The sequence below is a fragment of the Bacteroides sp. RCH18 genome, from assembly GCF_058231005.1.
The window spans coordinates 176,734-194,494 of the sequence record NZ_JBIPTC010000002.1; the positions used below are offsets into that span (position 1 = coordinate 176,734).

Below are 17,761 nucleotides of genomic sequence, written 5' to 3' on the forward strand. Positions count from 1 at the left end.
TTATAAATAAGCATTTACTCTCAAATGAATATGAAAAAATATACTTTACTCCTGGCACTCCTTTTAGTAGGAGTGCTGACAGGATACAGCCAGCAATCTGCCTACCTGTTTGTCTATTTCACCGGAAACAGGATGAGTGAGGAAGCCATCCGGATGGCTGTCAGCCCCGATGGATACAACTACTATGCATTGAACGGAAACCAGCCGGTCATCGATTCCCGTGAAATCAGTTCTACGGGTGGAGTACGTGACCCGCACATCCTTCGTTGTGAAGACGGAAAGACATTCTACATGGTCGTAACCGACATGGTCTCCGGCAACGGATGGAGTTCTAACCGTGCCATGGTACTGTTGAAATCGAAAGATCTCGTCAACTGGACCTCCAACATCGTGAACATCCAGAAGAAATACCCGAACCAGGAAGATTTGAAACGGGTATGGGCACCGCAAACTATTTATGATAAAGAAGCGAAGAAATACATGGTCTACTGGTCAATGCAGCATGGCAACGGCCCGGACATTATTTATTACGCATACGCCAACAAAGATTTCACCGATATAGAAGGAGAACCCAAAACTTTGTTCCTTCCGAAGAATGGCAAATCCTGTATTGACGGAGACATCATCTACAAAGACGGACTTTACCACCTGTTCTATAAAACGGAAGGAGACGGCAATGGCATCAAGAAAGCAACTACCGCCTCCCTGACTTCCGGACAATGGAAAGAATCGGAAGATTATAAGCAACAGACGAAAGAAGCTGTAGAAGGTGCCGGCATCTTCCCGCTGATAGGTACGGACAAGTACATCCTGATGTACGATGTATATATGAAAGGCAAGTATCAGTTTACGGAAAGCACCGATTTGGAGAATTTCAAAGTCATAGACAATGCCATTAGCATGGACTTCCATCCGCGCCACGGCACCGTAATGCCGATAACCTACAAGGAGCTGAAACGCCTGTACAAGGCCTACGGCAAACCTGATAAGATGTAAAGCCATCAGATGCACCATCATCAGATTATAATAGCCCATAAATAAATACCATGAAAAAACTCCTGTTGTTCATTTTGCTTGTCTGTGCAACAGTACAGGCCTATTCGCAAGAATACCCGAAAGTCATTTTGTCGGGTGACTACCCGGACCCTTCTGTCATGCGCGATGGTGAGGATTATTACATGACTCATTCTCCTTTTTACTACGCTCCCGGGTTCCTCATCTGGCACTCCCGTGACTTGATGAACTGGGAACCCGTTTGCCGCGTAATGCCCGAATACGAAGGCTCTGCAATGGCGCCCGACTTATTGAAGTACAAAGGAAAATACTACATCTATTATCCGGCCAAAGGAACAAACTGGGTGATCTGGGCAAATGACATCAAGGGCCCGTGGAGCAAACCCATCGACCTGAAAGTGAGTGGCATCGACCCCGGACACATAGCCGATCAGGAGGGGAACAGATATTTATATGTCGACAAAGGAGAAGTCATCCGACTGACGGACGACGGACTGGCCACCATCGGCCAAAAACAGAAAGTGTACGAAGGCTGGCGATATCCCAACCACTGGGAAACAGAATGTATGTGTCTGGAATCGCCGAAGCTGAATTACCATAACGGTTATTATTACCTGACTTCCGCGCAGGGAGGAACAGCCGGCCCGGCAACAAGCCACATGGCAGTTGCCGCCCGTTCGAAGAGTGTCACCGGACCGTGGGAAAATTCTCCCTATAATCCGGTAGTGCATACCTATAGCACCCATGACAACTGGTGGTCGAAAGGGCACGGCACACTGATCGATGATGTGAACGGCAACTGGTGGATCGTATATCATGCCTATGCCAAAGGCTATCATACCCTGGGACGCTCCACCCTCATCGAACCGATTGAATGGACCGCCGACGGATGGTATCGAACCAAATCCACCGCCACTCCCATCAAGACCGATTCGTCCATCAAACACGGACTCAACCTCTCGGATGATTTCGCAGGACCGGAACCGGGACTCCAATGGACTTTCTGGAAAGAATATGCCCCTCAGTCGCTCAGCTTCAAGAAACAGACCTTATGGATGGATGCGAAAGGAAGCACCCCTTCCGATGCCCGCCTACTGCTGATCACCGCCGAAGACAAGAATTACGAAACACAGGTGGAAGTCAACGTAGGCAAGGGTAACACAGCCGGACTTCTTCTATATTACAGCGAAAAGGCCTACTTTGGAGTCGTGTCCGACGGAAAGGACTTCACTATCTACAGAAACGCGGAAAACAGCTTTACCCTCCCTAACAAGTTGGGCAAACGCTTCCTCGCCAAAATACAGAATCAGGGAAACAGTGTCCGGCTGGCAGTCAGCAAGGACGGTAAGGAATGGACTACGCTGGTAGAAAACATGGATGTATCTCAGTTGCACCATAACAACTACGGCGGCTTCTACGCTTTACGCATCGGACTGCTCTCCTCCGGAAAAGGCAGCGCCGGCTTCCGTCAGTTCCGTTACCGCAACGCCATCCCGCAGGAAAAGGACATGGGGGCTTACTTGATGGTCTTCCATAAAGACGAAACGCACAGCCTTTACATGGCCGTCAGTGACGACGGATATACATTTACGGCCTTGAACGATGGCAAACCGGTGATCGCCGGAGATACCATCGCCCTGCAAAAAGGCATCCGTGACCCGCACATCTTCCGCGGTCCGGACGGAGCTTTCTACCTTTCCATGACCGACCTGCACATCTATGCGCAGAAAGACGGCTTCCGTGATACCGAATGGGAACGTGACGGAAAAGAATACGGCTGGGGAAACAACCGCGGACTCGTACTGATGAAATCGTGGGACCTGATCAACTGGAAACGTACCAATGCCCGTTTCGACCAATTATCGGCAGGCTTGGGTGAAATCGGCTGCGTATGGGCGCCCGAAGTGACTTACGATGACAAGAAAGGCAAACTGATGATTTACTTCACCATGCGTTTCAAGAACGAGGCGAACAAACTGTACTATGTCTATGTCAACGATGACTTTGACCGGATAGAGACACTCCCGCAAATCCTCTTCGAGTATCCCAACGAGAAAATATCGGCTATCGACGGCGACATCACCAAGGTAGGCGACCGGTATCGTATGTTCTACGTTTCGCACGACGGAGGCGCCGGAATCAAACAGGCCGTATCAGACCGCATCAACGGTGATTACGAATATGACCCTCGCTGGTACGACTTCGAACCCAGGGCCTGCGAAGCTCCCAACCTCTGGAAGCGTATCGGAGAAGACAAATGGGTATTGATGTATGACGTCTACGGCATCAACCCCCATAACTTCGCTTTCATCGAAACTTCCGACTTCGTGAATTTCAAGAACCTGGGACGTTTCAACGAAGGAGTGATGAAGACGACTAATTTCTCGTCGCCCAAACACGGCGCGGTGATCCATTTGACAAAAGAAGAAGCCGCCAAACTGAGAAGTCATTGGGAAAACAGGAAATAACAGAGTATCGGACTTTTTTTAGTGAATACATACTCTTTTTTTGCAGAGATCTTATATTATAATTTATACCATGAAACATTTACTTCTACTATTTAGTGTATTACTACTATCGTTGCAGCCGGCCGCATTTGCCGCAACGCATGAAACGACTGCTACTCCCGATTCAGTATCCCTTTTTGCTTACGCCACCCGAGGTGACGACGGCCGTAGCGGACTCCGCTTTGCATGGAGCATGGACGGGAAACATTGGTTTGAAATAGGACAAAACTACGGCTATCTTCGTTGCGATTACGGCCGTTGGGGATCGCAGAAGAAGATGCTCGATCCGAATCTGAAACAACTTCCCGGCGGAGAATGGCTCTGTGTCTGGAAGTTGAACGACCACGACGGATACGGTCAGGCCAGATCAAAAGACCTGATCTACTGGGAAGCCCAGCAATATCCCCGTACGACTTCCGATTTTGAAGGAACAAGAGTCAAAGCAAAGATTGCCGGACACGAAGAAACGGGAACCGTCAGCCAAGTGCCCTGGTCGGTAGTGGACGGACTGACCCGGACGTACGAACGGAACCAATACCGTAACTCCCTGTATGGCGAACGCCCTGTACAGGATAAAGAACGCTTTGCCGGACTGAAACCGATCAAAGCCACCGTCACAGCACAACCGGAAGAAACAAAAGAAATCAGCGACTTATTGATGGGTATCTTCTTCGAAGACATCAACTACTCCGCCGACGGCGGCCTGTATGCCGAACTGATCCAAAACCGGGACTTCGAATACGACCCGTCCGACCGTGAAGGGGACAAGAACTGGAACAGCACCCATTCATGGAAGCTGGAAGGAGAAAACGCCACCTTTACCATATCGACTTCGGACCCTATCCATCCGAACAATCCGCATTATGCCGTCTTGAAGACGAACCAGCCGGGAGCCGCCCTGACCAACACCGGTTTTGACGGAATTGCCCTTAAAGCAGGCGAGAAATATGATTTCTCCTTGTTTGCCCGTATCCCGGAAGGCAGCAAGTCCGGAAAACTACTGGTACGCCTCGTAGATGCCGACGGCACCGTACAGGGTGAAACGACAGTTACCGTCTCTTCCCGTTCGTGGAAAACGTATAAAGCAGTGCTGACAGCAAAAGCGTCCGCCGATACCCGTCTGGAACTTCGCCCGCAATCGGCAGGTGAAATCGAACTGGATATGATTTCTCTCTTCCCGCAGAATACATTCAAAGGCAGAAAGAACGGTTTGCGTCCCGACCTTGCACAGACACTTGCCGACATGCACCCGCGCTTTGTCCGTTTCCCCGGAGGCTGTGTGGCTCATGGAGACGGTTTGAAGAACATCTATCAATGGAAAAATACTATCGGACCGCTGGAAGCCCGTAAACCTGCCCGTAACCTTTGGGGATATCACCAGAGCATGGGACTGGGTTATTATGAATACTTCCAGTTCTGCGAAGATATAGGTGCGGAACCGCTTCCGGTACTGGCGGCAGGTGTTCCTTGTCAGAACTCCGCCTGTCATGGCGATTTGAGAGGCGGTCAGCAAGGCGGTATCCCGATGAGCGAAATGGGTGCTTACATTCAGGATATTCTCGACCTGATAGAATGGGCGAACGGTGATGCAAGGAAGACCAAATGGGGCAAGATACGTGCCGAATCCGGTCATCCGAAGCCTTTCAATCTGAAATATATCGGCATCGGCAATGAAGACTTGATCACCGATGTCTTCGAAGAACGCTTCACGATGATATACCTTGCTATCAAAGAGAAATATCCGGAGATAATCGTTGTCGGCACGGTAGGCCCTTTCAATGAGGGAACGGACTATGTGGAAGGCTGGAAACTGGCGGACAAACTCGGTGTTCCGATGGTAGACGAACATTATTATCAGTCTCCGGGATGGTTCCTGCACAATCAGGACTTCTATGACAAGTACGACCGCTCTAAAAAAACGAAAGTATATCTGGGCGAATATGCCACTCACATCCCCGGACGCAGAGCGAATATGGAAACTGCTTTGACCGAAGCGCTTTATCTGGCTGCTTTGGAACGGAATGGAGACGTAGTGCACATGACTTCTTATGCTCCTCTGCTGGCAAAAGATAGACATACGCAGTGGAATCCGGACTTGATCTACTTCAACAATCGGGAGGTGAAACCGACAACGGGTTACTATGTGCAGAAACTCTACGGTCAGCACGCAGGCGACCATTACATCCCTTCACAGATAAACCTTGATAATCAGGACAGTCGCGTAAAACTCCGTGTTGGTTCTTCCATCGTTCGTGACAGTAAGACGGGGGATGTGATTGTGAAACTGGTGAATCTGTTGCCCGTCAGCATAGAGACGGATGTCCGGTTGCCGGGAATGGATGGTATCCAGTCTTCCGCTACGCGGACTGTACTGGCAGGTGCACCCGAGACGACTCCGCTTCCGGTGACGGATACGATAGAAGCAGGAACCAGCTTCAAACAGGAACTGCCTGCTTATTCGTTCACAGTCATCCGCTTGAAGACACAACAGGTGAAATAAGAAACAATAGACTATAAACAATAAACTGGTTTTCAATAGGGGTTAGTTTATTTTGGGGAGGGGTGCTCACCTATCACCTCCCCCTGTGGGTAGGGGTTGACTAAAAAGTCAATAGTATCCTAAATCTCCTCCTTCGGGAAGGAGGAGTACCCGTAGGGGGAGGTGGTAGGTGGATACATAATCCTGTCATTTACAAAGAAATAGGAACAAATATTATTTCTCCTACCACCTCGGTCTTCGACCACTCCTCCTTCCCGAAGGAGGAGATTCGAGATAGAATCGACTTTTTAGTCAGCCTAGGTTTAGGTATTATTGACTTTTGTACCTTCTCTTTTCTTCTTCATAATAGAAAAGATGGTTTTCATCTTTCACCGAACGGGTGGTTCGTTTGCTGTCTATAGTGTAATCAGCCATAGGATAGTACTAAAGTTCTCTTTAACCTCTTGCATCTTTGCTTTTTCCTATAGGGAAAGTTGGAATAAGACACCGATATCTTTAGTTGTTCACGGCCGTGAACAGGTCTGATCACATCCGTGAAGAGCATTGCTCACGGTCGTGATCAACTCTTGCCACGGCCGTGAACAACTAACAATATCAGTGCCTTAATGGAAGAATAAAGGCACTATAAGTGAAAGATACCGGTAGTATATGGTATTTGTTGTATAGGGTCAGGGGCCGAATATAGGGGAACGTAATAAGTAATAAGTAACAAGTAATAAGTAATAGGCATTGAATCATAAGTAATAGGTAATATGTGGTAGGATGGGGAAAGGTGACAATAAAATGTGTGATATATGGCTATTGTCACCCTATTATCACCCCTTATTATCACCAAATGATTGCTGATAATCAGCTTATTATCCTTCAAAGGTGATAAGTGACAATAGAAAAATATATTATTACTATGGTACGAGTTCGATATAATCCAACAAGTTGGGCCATATCGAACTCGTGTTAGTTATCTGATTATCGTCAGTTTATAGCTTGGCAATCACTTTCTTACCTCTATAGGAGATGGATTTGTCAAAGGTGGTTGAGTCTCCGTCGCCACAGCCTTTTCCTGGTTCTACAACTATGAGGTTGAATTTGCGGCTTTTCAGCATTCCTTTATAGCTGCCTTTCCGGTCGTCGATGGTCAGTGTACGGTCTTGGTCGTTCCATTTCAAGGTAATGGTAGAGTAAGCTCCCTTTTCGTAGTTGTAATTGTCGAACTCATCTTCGTAAAGGGTAAATTCCGCGTTCGCTCCCGGATAGATACGGATGGTCAGATTGTCCCATTTCTTTTCCGTAGAGTATTGCACGGCGGGACCCCAGGGGAGAATAGAACCGGCACGGACGTAGATCGGCATAATGTCAATCGGAACTTCACGTTGCAAGGTCTGTCCGCCTTCCAGTGTTTGTCCAGTCCAGAAGTCGATCCAGCGGGCACCTTGGGGAAGGTAAACATCGGTCTTTCCGATTTTGCTCATGTCTTTCTGATGACCGTTTTGTTTCTTGTCTTGCCATGTGTACAATGAATCCGTCACCGGGCGAACCAGGAAGTTGCGTCCGAACATATATTCGGTGTCCATATCGAGCACTTTCTTGTCTTTCGGGAAGTCCATCATGAGCGGGCGCATGATGCTGCCTGCTTTGCTGGTCACTTCCCAGGAGGTGCTGTAGATGTATGGCAGCAGGCGGTAACGTAAGTGAGTGTATTTCTCCAGTGCATCGTATGACCAGTCGCCTTTCTTGCCGAACTGATAGATTTCTACGGCTACCGGACTGGAATTGTGTGAACGCATGATCGGCTGGAATACTCCCCACTGATACCAGCGGACGTGCAGTTCATGATAGGCGATGTTGTTTACGTTATTGTTATATCTCCATGCGAAGAAGCCACCTAGGTCTGTGTTCCAGTACGGGATGCCGCATAACGCATAGTTCAGTCCTGCCGCTAGTTGCTTGCGCATGACGGACCATTCGGAAGTTACGTCTCCGCTCCATGAATGGGAAGCATACCGTTGCTGTCCGAGGAAGGAGGAACGGGTAAGCAGGAATACGCGCTTGTCGGAAGTAGTGGCGCGTTGGTGTTCGTATACGCCTTTGTTGGACATTAAGGGGAAGGCGTTGTGTACCCTGCGGAAAGAACCCAGATAAGTCTGCGTGTTGAAGTCCTGGTCTTTGATATCCATATGGTCCGGTTCGGTGGAATCGAGCCACCAGGCGTCCATGCCGAGGTCGAAGATGTTCTTTTTCATCGCTTCCCAGTAGATGTCCCGTGCTGCCGGATTATACGGGTCGTAAGGTTTGACTCCGGCTTTGGGCGGCCACGTTTCGAAATGGAGCAGTGCTTTCAGACTGTCCATCTTCTGATACATTTCTGTCCACGGACCGAAGGAGGCCCATACGGAGATCATGATGTGGGCGTTCTGCTTGTGCACGTAGTCGATCATTTCTTTGGGGCTTTTGATGCGGGGAGTGCCGTAGTCGGCATTCTTGTCCTCTCCGTTCGGGAGGAATTTCATGTATTCCGGGTCACCCATCTTGTTGATGTAGCGTGGATTCTGGAATTTCATGGAGTTCCAGTTCTCGTTGCAGCCCCAGTATTGCCAGTCTTGGATGATTCCATCCAGAGGAACTTTCAGCTCCCGGTATTTGTCTACGACTTCGCACAGTTCGTCCGGACTTTTGTAGCGTTCGCGGCATTGCCAGAAGCCCAGTGTCCAGAGAGGATACAACGGGGCTTGTCCGGTCAGGTCGCGTACTCCGGCTATGACTCCGTCGGCGTTGCCGCCGTAGATGAGGTAGTAGTCGGCACAGTCGCCTACTTCCGAGTCGAAGGAGGTTTCCTGCGGATTGTCGAGGAAGGTGGTAGGGGAGTAATTGTCCCAGTAGAGGGCATAGCCTTTGATGGAGTGGATGAAGGGGATGCAGATACTCATGTTCTGGTTGCGGAGAAAGAGCTTCTGATTGCGTTGGTTCACTTTGCCGGTCTGCTGTTGCCCCAGACCGTAGATTACTTCGTCCTTATCCAGCAGGAAAGCCTGACGGACATTGTAGGAAGGGACGCCCGCGTCATTGAAAGGGGTAAACTGTGTTCCGTAGTCTTTGTCGGTCAGCAGCCGTTGCCCTAGCTTGTCGAAGAAGTGGATGCCGCCTGTTTCGGGGTTCACTTCCACTTGTATCATCTGACTGCTCAATGTTACATTTTTCCCGTTTTCACCGAAGGAAACCGGGGTTTGTTCCGGTGCTTTGATGACAACGAGGCTTTCTTTGTCGGAAGCTGTCTCACCGGGCGTCTTATATACCCGGACGATGGAAGGCGAATAAAATTCTACACTGACGTTCATTCCTTGTGCTGCATACTTGATACCTTGGGAAGTACGTTGTACGTTTTGTGCCGTACCGTTTGCGGCAATGATCATGGCCCATGCCAACAGGATGCCTGTTTTTCTTAGATTCATTTTCATGGTTTCTTTAAGTGCTTTATGATACGGCAAAGGTAGGATGGAAGGATGTTTTGCGGACAATAGCTATGTTGAAACAAACAACAATCAGGTTGATTTCTTCATTTCCTTTTCTTCCTTTGCTTTCTCATGTGGCTTCTCGTTCTCTGCTTGCCCTGCTTTTGCTCTGTTCTCTTCTTGTCCCATTCTCTTCGCTTTCTCTGTATATTCCGAGGGACGGCATCCATACATTTCTTGAAAACATTTGCTTAGGTAGCTGGAACTGCTGAAGCCGGTACGTTCCGCTATTTCGGTTACGCTCAGTTTGCCTTCGGCAAGTAGTTGCGCTGCCCGTTGGAGACGGATGTTGCGGATAAAGAGGCTGGGGGACTGGTCGAGCAAAGTCACCAACTTGCGGTAGAGTCCGGTACGTTCCATGCAGAGGTCACGGCTTAATTGCTCTACGGAGTAGCCGTTGACGTCAAGGTTCTTTTCTACCAGTTCTATCGCTTGTACCAGGAAGGCGGATTCTGCACTGTCCGGTTCGGGGATATTTTGTACAGTACGGTTGGACTCTGCATAGTCCGGTTCTATGCTGTTTGGCTTTTCATTATCATCTGCCGTTTCGTTCCTGTCGCAGACGGAAGGGTGGCTTTTCTTCTCCGAACGGGCTTTCTGTTCGGCTTCATAGCTGTTGCATTGCTCTATCAGGTTGCGGATGCGGAGCAGCAGGATTTCTTCTTTATGTTGCTGTTTCATCTTTTTCTTGGTCTGATAGATATAGAGGCGGATGCTTGCTAAGACAATCAGTAACACGATGATCGTATACAGAACGTAGGCGGTAGTCGTTTTCCACCAGGGAGCGTGGATGATGACGTGTATCTTTGTGATGTTATCGTTCCATTGTAACTGGTTGTCGGATGCAGCGACTTTGAATGTATATTCTCCCGGCGGTAAATTGGTATAGGAGGCCTGTAGGATGCCGTTGCCGACTGTTGCATTCCCTTGTCCGCTGGCGAAAGCGTTCATCCATTGTTGGTCGATGCCTTCCAGTTGGTAGCGGTAGTAGGTGCGTTCGCTGTTCACGTAGTTCAGTGCCGAACATTCGAAGGTCAGAAAGTTCTGGTTATAGTCCAGTTCTAGCTCCTTTGTGTAAGGGGCGGCTTGTGGCAGGATGATGCGGTTTCCGTACTTTTCTCCCGTGTTTACTTTTTCACCGTAGAGATGTAAGTTGGTGAAAACCGGTTTGTAAGGCAGGCCCGGAGTGGCGGATTCATGGTCGGGACGGAAAATGGTAAAGCCGTCGATGCCTCCGAAATAGAGTGTACCGTCCGAAGACTCAAAGATAGCTCCCTGTATATATTCCTCTTCTAAAGCCCCGTCCAGTTGATTGAAGTTGGTAAAGCCGATTTCCTGATTCTCCGGATTGATATGGATGCGTGAGATGCCATTGCTGGTAGTTATCCAGATATAGTTGTTTCTGTCTTCGATGATTGATTGTACGAAGTTATTGCTCAGCCCGTTTTCACGATAGAAAATGCGGTGGGCTTGTTTATTAGGTGAGGCGGATTGATTATCTGCTGTTTGTGTGGTCGGTTTGCTATCCGGTGTTTGCTCTTGATCGGTGAAGAGTTCCAGTCCGTCGGCTGTCCCTGCCCATGTCCAGCCCCGTGTGTCGGTGCATAGGGCGGTGTATGATTGCCCTCTGTAATATTTGTTTCCACCTCTTTGATCTAATTCCTTTGCCAATTCTGCAGAGACCGATGAGGCTGGTACAGGCAGCAGAGTCCGTGAACCGTCCTGATCGATAGCTAACTGATAGATTGTGGAATGGCTTTTCAGATAGATATTGCCGTTATCATCTTCTGCAAAGGCTTTGACAGCGACATCCTCTTCCGGTGATGCGGGGAAAGCAGTGCGGCTGACGTGAATCAGTTTGTGTGTGGCAGGATGATGATAGAGTAATCCCCGATTGAGTGTGCCGACCCATAACCCGCCCTGGGCATCCTGAAAGATGGTGCTGACTTCGGTCGAAACGAGCTGTCCTTTCTTTGTTTCCAGTACGGGGATGTATTGCTGTTCCCTGCTTTCGAGGTCGATGATCCAGAAACCGTGAACACAACTGATATAAACTTTATCGCCCTGCGGAGTGACGATCAGGGTGTTGAGTGTGTAGTTCTGTTCGAACAGCTTTTCCCATGTCCGGTTTTGGGGATTAAAGTAGAAGAATCCTCCTTTGCGGCCGTTGCGTAACTGGTAGAATCCTTTTTTGCTTTTGACAACGAGAGAAGTACGGTTGAAGTTCTCCTGTTCGGAAGCGGGATAAGCAGCTCTGTCATACAACTGTTTCCCGGTTTTCGGATCGTAACAAACGACTTCGCCCGTATGATAGAATAGGTAAACCGCAAGTTCATCCGAATGTATGTCCTGTAGCTTTCGATGTTCATTCTCCGGCAGGGTGAGGCGGATGCCCGTTTCCAGTTCCCGCAACTCCTGGGAAGTAAGTAGCCAGATACGTCCCGAATTGTCGACGAAAAGGTCTTCTACCGGTTCGTGTATCTCTTTTCTGCAGAAATAGGAGTCAAGGTGAGGTATGTATTTTTCTTGATGGAGATCGATGCACATCAGTTTATGATAATCTTTAATCCATAGGAGTGAATCTCCGCATTGATAGATGCGGTAACACCCTTCATACTGTTTCAGCGGGGAAACGTCTTCTGCCGTGCGGTGAAGGTAGCTGAAATGTACACCGTCATACAGATTGACATTCCCGTTGGTGGTGAATACCATTCTTCCGTCGGGGAGTTGGAGTATGTAGCGTATCTGGTTGTCGCTCAATCCTTGTGCCGTGTTGATCGATGTAAACAGGAAGTCGTTGGCGTCTACCGTCAGTGTCATCCTGATACACAGGAGGAGGAATAGTAGTATTCGGGTGTTTTTCCGGTTATTTGCCGCCATTGGGATAAGGATTATGATGTTTGATGATGCAAAGATAAAAAAAGTCGGGGTTATACTTGGATAAACGGTTCTTTTTGTAAAGAGTTTCGGGAGGGAATGTCCGCATATCAATCAAAAAAGGGGGGGAATCATGCAAACGATGAAAGTTTGTATGCGAATATAATTATATTCTCTATTTTTGCTTTCGGTACAATGAGGACATTTAATCATAAAAGAAAAAATAATATTATGAAGAAACTTGTAAGCACTTTGGCAGCGATTCTTGGTATAAGCACTCTTGCCGCACAGGATGTGATTGTAAAAGGACCGGACGAAAAGTTGCAGTTGGCGGTATTTGTGCAGAACGAGGCGAAGCCTTGTTATTCTGTGAGTTACAACGGAAAGACGATGTTGGAAAAGTCTCCTTTAGGCATGAATACCAATATCGGTGATTTTACGAAGAATCTCAAACTGACCGGACATTCCGTCGACAAGATCGATACTGTTTATCAACAGACACGTATCAAAGTTTCCAACGTACATTACCGTGCCAATGAACTGACTTGTCATTTAGAGAATGAGCAGGGACAAAAGCTGGGAGTTGTTTTTCGGGTGAGTGATAATGATGTGGCTTTCCGCTATACTTTGCCGCATCAGGGAGGAAAAGCGAGTGTGACGGTGAAGGAAGAACAAACAGGTTTCCGCTTTCCGGAGCAGACTACTACTTTCTTGTGTCCGCAGAGCGATGCGATGATTGGCTGGAAACGTACGAAACCCAGTTATGAAGAAGAATATAAAGCGGATGCGCCGATGAGCGACCGTTCGCAGTACGGACATGGGTATACGTTCCCTTGTTTGTTTCGTATAGGAGATGACGGTTGGGTACTGGTCAGCGAGACGGGTGTGGACAGTCGTTATTGCGGTTCACGTTTGAGTGATGTGAGTGAAGGGAATTTATATACGGTCGCCTTTCCGATGGCGGAAGAAAATAATGGAAACGGAACGGTCGCTCCTGCTTTTGCGCTGCCCGGTGCTACTCCGTGGCGTACCATCACGGTGGGAGATCATCTGAAGCCGATTGTGGAAACAACCGTTCCGTGGGATGTGGTAAGCCCGCTTTATGAAACAAAACATGATTATCGTTTCGGGCGTGGCACGTGGAGCTGGATTCTCTGGCAGGACGACAGTATCAACTATGATGATCAGGTACGTTACATTGATTTTGCCTCGGCTATGGGATATGAGTATGCGCTGATCGATAACTGGTGGGATACTAGGATCGGGCATCAGCGTATGAAGTCGCTGGTTGAGTATGCACGCAATAAAGGTGTTGAGTTGTTCTTGTGGTACAGTTCTTCCGGCTATTGGAATGACATCGAACAGGGACCGGTGAACCGGATGGACAATGCAATCATCCGTAAACGTGAAATGAAATGGCTGCAAAGTCTCGGTGTGAAGGGAATCAAGGTCGATTTCTTCGGCGGTGACAAGCAGGAGACGATGCGGCTGTATGAAGATATTCTGAGTGATGCGGACGATCACGGGTTGATGGTGATTTTCCACGGTTGCACGCTGCCTCGCGGATGGGAGCGGATGTATCCGAATTATGTAGGCAGCGAAGCGGTACTGGCTTCGGAAAATATGGTGTTCAATCAGCATTTCTGTGATGAGGAAGCGTTCAATACTTGCCTGCATCCGTTTATCCGCAATACGGTGGGATCGATGGAGTTTGGCGGCTGCTTCCTGAATAAGCGTCTGAACCGTAATAACGACGGCGGTACAACACGCCGGACTACGGACGTGTTCCAGTTGGCGACTACCGTTCTGTTTCAGAATCCGGTTCAGAACTTTGCACTGGCTCCTAACAATCTGAAAGATGTTCCGGCTGTTTGCATGGACTTTATGAAGCGGGTGCCCACAACGTGGGATGAGACACGGTTTGTTGATGGCTATCCGGGGAAGTATGTGGTGTTGGCCCGTCGTCAGGGAGATACCTGGTATCTGGCGGCTGTAAATGCCGGCAAAGAACCGCTGAAACTAAAACTGGATTTGGAAATGTTTGCCGGAAAGACGGTGGCTCTTTATAAGGATGATAAAAAGGGAGAACCGGAGTTAACGTCGCTGAAAGTGAAGGAAAACGGTAAGGTGCAGTTGGAAATCCGCCCTCAAGGAGGTATTCTTTGTATAAAGTAGCCTGTCAATAGGGCTTATTTGTAAATGCTATTACTGTAAATATCGGTATTGTCATATCGTAAATCGTATTTATCCTATTAAACTTACCAGAAAAAAAGTACGTTTGCATTGTCTTATTCAACTGTAATTTTTGTATGAATCAGGCATTAACTTTGGATAATAGATAATAGTATGCAAAAACAGATCTTTTTTAGTTTTGTGCTGGTAATGATGTTGTTAGGGAAAGTGAAAGCTCAGCACAATAATTCTTTTGGCAATGCGTTGATTCCGGATATGATTGCCGATGCGAGTATCCAGGAAATTAATGGTGTCTTTTATTGCTATGCCACTACTGACGGTTATGGGCAGGGACTTAAAACATCAGGACCTCCAGTAGTATGGAAATCAAAAGACTTTGTACACTGGAGTTTTGAAGGAACTTATTTTCCTTCGGCTGCAAAAGAGAAGTATTGGGCCCCCAGTAAAGCAATTTTTGCTAATGGTAAATATTATATATATCCCACTATCAATGGGTATATGTATCCGGCTGTAGCTGATAAGCCTGAAGGACCGTTTAAACTGGCACGTGGGAAAGACGAATTCTATAAGCCTTTTACTCCTTCTACTTTATTGCAGAGTAAGAATCCGGGCGGGATTGATGCTGAAATCTTTGTTGACGACGATGGGCAGGCTTATGTGTTCTGGGGACGAAGGCATGTAGCCAAACTCAACGAGGACATGATTACGGTGGACTCTGTAGTACAGGTAATTTCTACTCCTCGCAAGGAGTACTCTGAGGGACCTATCTTTTTCAAGCGTAAAGGAATATACTATTATTTGTACACTATCGGAGGGGATGAGAAATATCAATATGCATATGTAATGAGCCGGGTTTCCCCTATGGGACCTTTTGAAGCTCCTGAACAAGATATAATATCTACTACCAATTATGAACGGGGAATCTTCGGACCGGGACATGGTTGTGTCTTTCATCCTGAGGGTACGGATAATTATTATTTCGCATATTTAGAGTTTGGCAGGCGAAGTACAAACCGTCAGACATATGTGAATCAACTGAAATTTAATGAAGACGGTACGATTCGCCCTGTCGAACTAACAATGGATGGAGTGGGAGCATTGAAGAAGGTGAAATCAGATAAAAAAATAAAAATAGATACAGTTTATGCGTCTAGTATTGAAGTGCCATTGAAGATTGAACCAATGAAAGATCCGACATGTCTGCGGACAGAATATTTTGTTCCTTCTTTTGCGGTGGACGGGGCAAATGGTTCCCGATGGATGGCTGCTGCCGAAGATAGTATTAATCCATGGATTGTGGCAGATTTGGGTACTGTAAAGAAGGTTAGACGTAGTGAAATTTATTTTGTACGCCCTACTGCCGGACATGCTTATGTTATTGAAGCATCGATGGATGGAAAAGTCTGGCAAGAGTTCGCTGTCCATCAAGATAGGAAGATGTGTTCACCACATACCGATGTCTTGAATAAAAGGTTCCGTTATCTGAGAATTAAAATCCTAAAAGGAGTCCCCGGTATCTGGGAATGGAATATTTATTAATAAGCCAAAAGTGTATGAATATAAAAATGAATATGAAAGTCCCCACATGTATTGTAGTATTGATTTTTACTTTGTCAACAGTAAATGTATTTGCACAGAATGATTACAAGTGGGGAGAATGGACAACTTGGGGCGATCAGGGAGATGGCACCTATTGTAATCCTGTCCTTCCTTCCGATTACAGTGACATTGATTGTATTCGTGTGGGAGATGATTATTATGCTATTTCTTCTACCTTTCAATATTCCCCAGGTATGGTGATCATACATTCCAAGGATTTGGTGAACTGGACGATTAAGGGTCATGTAGTTTCTGATCTGAGACAGATCAGTGAAGAAATGAACTGGACACGTATGAATCGTTATGGCCGAGGTATTTGGGCAGGAGCTATTCGTTATTATCAGGGAAAATTCTATGTGTATTTCGGTACACCGGATGAAGGTTATTTTATGTCGACAGCTACCGATCCTGCGGGACCGTGGGAACCGTTGCACTGTGTAAAAGCAGAAAAGGGATGGGATGATTGTTGTCCTTTCTTTGACGATGACGGGCAACTATATTTTGTAGGTACCCATTTTGCCGATAAATATAAAACTTACCTGTACCGGATGACATCTGATGGAAAGACCTTGATCGAAGACTCTAAAATATTAATTAATGAGGGTTACGGTCGCGAAGCAAGTAAACTTTATAAAATCAACGGTACATATTATCATTTTTTCAGTGAAGTTAAAAATGGTGGTAGATATATCATGATGCAACGTTCTTCTTCAATTACAGGACCGTATCTTGAAAGGAAACAATTAAGTCATGTACAGCGTGAATATAATGAGCCTAATCAAGGCGGACTTGTTGAAGGTCCCGACGGGAAGTGGTATTTCTTTACCCACCACGGTACGGGTGACTGGGCAGGCCGGATTGCTAGTCTGCTACCGGTATATTGGGTCGATGGTTGGCCGATTATTGGTGAGGTTGGGCAGGATGGTATTGGCACAATGGTATGGCAGGCGTCCAAGCCTTCCAATGAGTATCCGGTTCGGACTCCACAATCATCTGATGATTTTAGCAAGTCGGTACTTTCTCCTCAATGGGAATGGAACTACCAGCCCCGGGACGAGATGTGGTCATTGACGGAAAGACCGGGCAATTTGCGGTTAAAAGCTTTTCGTCCATTAGTTACGGATAATTTGCTGAAAGCGGGAAATACCTTGACTCAGCGTTGTTTTCGTACAAACAAAAATGAAGTTATTGTAAAAATGAACATTAAGGGCATGGTTGACGGACAGAAAGCCGGATTGTGTCATTACTCTAAGAGTTATGCCATGGTGGGGGTACGCCAGTCCGGCAAAGACCGGAATCTGGAATTCCATACCAATAAAGAGAAAATCACAGGTCCTGCGATAAAGGGAAACAGGTTGTGGATTAAATCTGTATGGGGGCTGGATGGAAAAAGCCAATTTTCATATAGTACAGATGGTAGGAAGTTTACCCCGTTCGGAGAGGCATATCAACTTGAATGGGGATATTACCGGGGAAGCCGCATTGGGATTTACTGTTTTAATAATATAGCGGATGCGGGGTATATCGATGTGGATGAGTTTATTTATTTATATTAACTGTTTAGT

Annotated in this window: 8 protein-coding genes; 6 read left to right on the plus strand and 2 right to left on the minus strand. The window is 47.2% G+C overall.

Annotated elements, in window-relative coordinates; translation table 11 throughout:
- The first annotated feature begins 24 nt into the window (after positions 1-24).
- From ACHLI0_RS16000 to ACHLI0_RS16010, 3 genes are all read left to right on the plus strand, one after another.
- On the plus strand, positions 25-996 hold the full coding sequence (locus ACHLI0_RS16000) for a glycoside hydrolase family 43 protein (protein ID WP_225693601.1): 972 nt from the start codon (positions 25-27) through the stop codon (positions 994-996).
- 50 nt (positions 997-1,046) lie between these two features.
- Positions 1,047-3,482 carry a family 43 glycosylhydrolase gene (locus tag ACHLI0_RS16005; RefSeq protein WP_490749654.1) on the plus strand — a complete coding sequence of 812 codons (2,436 nt, stop codon included), beginning with the start codon at positions 1,047-1,049 and terminating at the stop codon, positions 3,480-3,482.
- Between the two features lie 70 nt (positions 3,483-3,552).
- Positions 3,553-6,021 carry an alpha-L-arabinofuranosidase C-terminal domain-containing protein gene (locus ACHLI0_RS16010; protein ID WP_490749655.1) on the plus strand — a complete coding sequence of 823 codons (2,469 nt, stop codon included), beginning with the start codon at positions 3,553-3,555 and terminating at the stop codon, positions 6,019-6,021.
- A 977-nt stretch (positions 6,022-6,998) separates the two neighbouring features.
- Here ACHLI0_RS16010 and ACHLI0_RS16015 read toward each other — a convergent pair.
- Together ACHLI0_RS16015 and ACHLI0_RS16020 are read right to left on the minus strand one after the other, a co-directional pair.
- Entirely contained in the window at positions 6,999-9,473 is a 2,475-nt protein-coding gene (locus tag ACHLI0_RS16015; RefSeq protein WP_490749656.1) for a glycoside hydrolase family 31 protein, read from the minus strand.
- Between the two features lie 84 nt (positions 9,474-9,557).
- Positions 9,558-12,407, minus strand: a complete 2,850-nt coding sequence (locus ACHLI0_RS16020) for a ligand-binding sensor domain-containing protein (protein WP_490749657.1) — start codon at positions 12,405-12,407, stop codon at positions 9,558-9,560.
- Between the two features lie 228 nt (positions 12,408-12,635).
- On the opposite strand from ACHLI0_RS16020, the gene ACHLI0_RS16025 reads away from it, so the two are divergent.
- The 3 genes from ACHLI0_RS16025 (at position 12,636) to ACHLI0_RS16035 (ending at position 17,752) form a co-directional block, all read left to right on the plus strand.
- A complete protein-coding gene (locus ACHLI0_RS16025; RefSeq protein ID WP_490749658.1) occupies positions 12,636-14,579 on the plus strand; it encodes a glycoside hydrolase family 97 protein in 1,944 nt (647 codons plus the stop codon).
- 171 nt (positions 14,580-14,750) lie between these two features.
- Positions 14,751-16,136 (plus strand): family 43 glycosylhydrolase, encoded by a 1,386-nt coding sequence (locus tag ACHLI0_RS16030; protein ID WP_413554584.1) that lies wholly within the window; start codon positions 14,751-14,753, stop codon positions 16,134-16,136.
- A gap of 14 nt (positions 16,137-16,150) precedes the next feature.
- Positions 16,151-17,752: a glycoside hydrolase family 43 protein gene (locus ACHLI0_RS16035; RefSeq protein WP_490749659.1), complete on the plus strand. Its 1,602-nt coding sequence runs from the start codon at positions 16,151-16,153 to the stop codon at positions 17,750-17,752.
- Positions 17,753-17,761: the final 9 nt, after the last annotated feature.

What these genes read in the sequence shown, in the direction of transcription:
- ACHLI0_RS16005 (WP_490749654.1), top strand. Translation starts at nt 1,047, where the DNA reads ATGAAAAAACTCCTGTTGTTCATTTTGCTTGTCTGTGCAACAGTACAG.
- ACHLI0_RS16000 (WP_225693601.1), top strand. Translation starts at nt 25, where the DNA reads ATGAATATGAAAAAATATACTTTACTCCTGGCACTCCTTTTAGTAGGA.
- ACHLI0_RS16030 (WP_413554584.1), top strand. Translation starts at nt 14,751, where the DNA reads ATGCAAAAACAGATCTTTTTTAGTTTTGTGCTGGTAATGATGTTGTTA.
- ACHLI0_RS16010 (WP_490749655.1), top strand. Translation starts at nt 3,553, where the DNA reads ATGAAACATTTACTTCTACTATTTAGTGTATTACTACTATCGTTGCAG.
- ACHLI0_RS16025 (WP_490749658.1), top strand. Translation starts at nt 12,636, where the DNA reads ATGAAGAAACTTGTAAGCACTTTGGCAGCGATTCTTGGTATAAGCACT.
- ACHLI0_RS16015 (WP_490749656.1), bottom strand. Translation starts at nt 9,473, where the DNA reads ATGAAAATGAATCTAAGAAAAACAGGCATCCTGTTGGCATGGGCCATG.
- ACHLI0_RS16020 (WP_490749657.1), bottom strand. Translation starts at nt 12,407, where the DNA reads ATGGCGGCAAATAACCGGAAAAACACCCGAATACTACTATTCCTCCTC.
- ACHLI0_RS16035 (WP_490749659.1), top strand. Translation starts at nt 16,151, where the DNA reads ATGAATATAAAAATGAATATGAAAGTCCCCACATGTATTGTAGTATTG.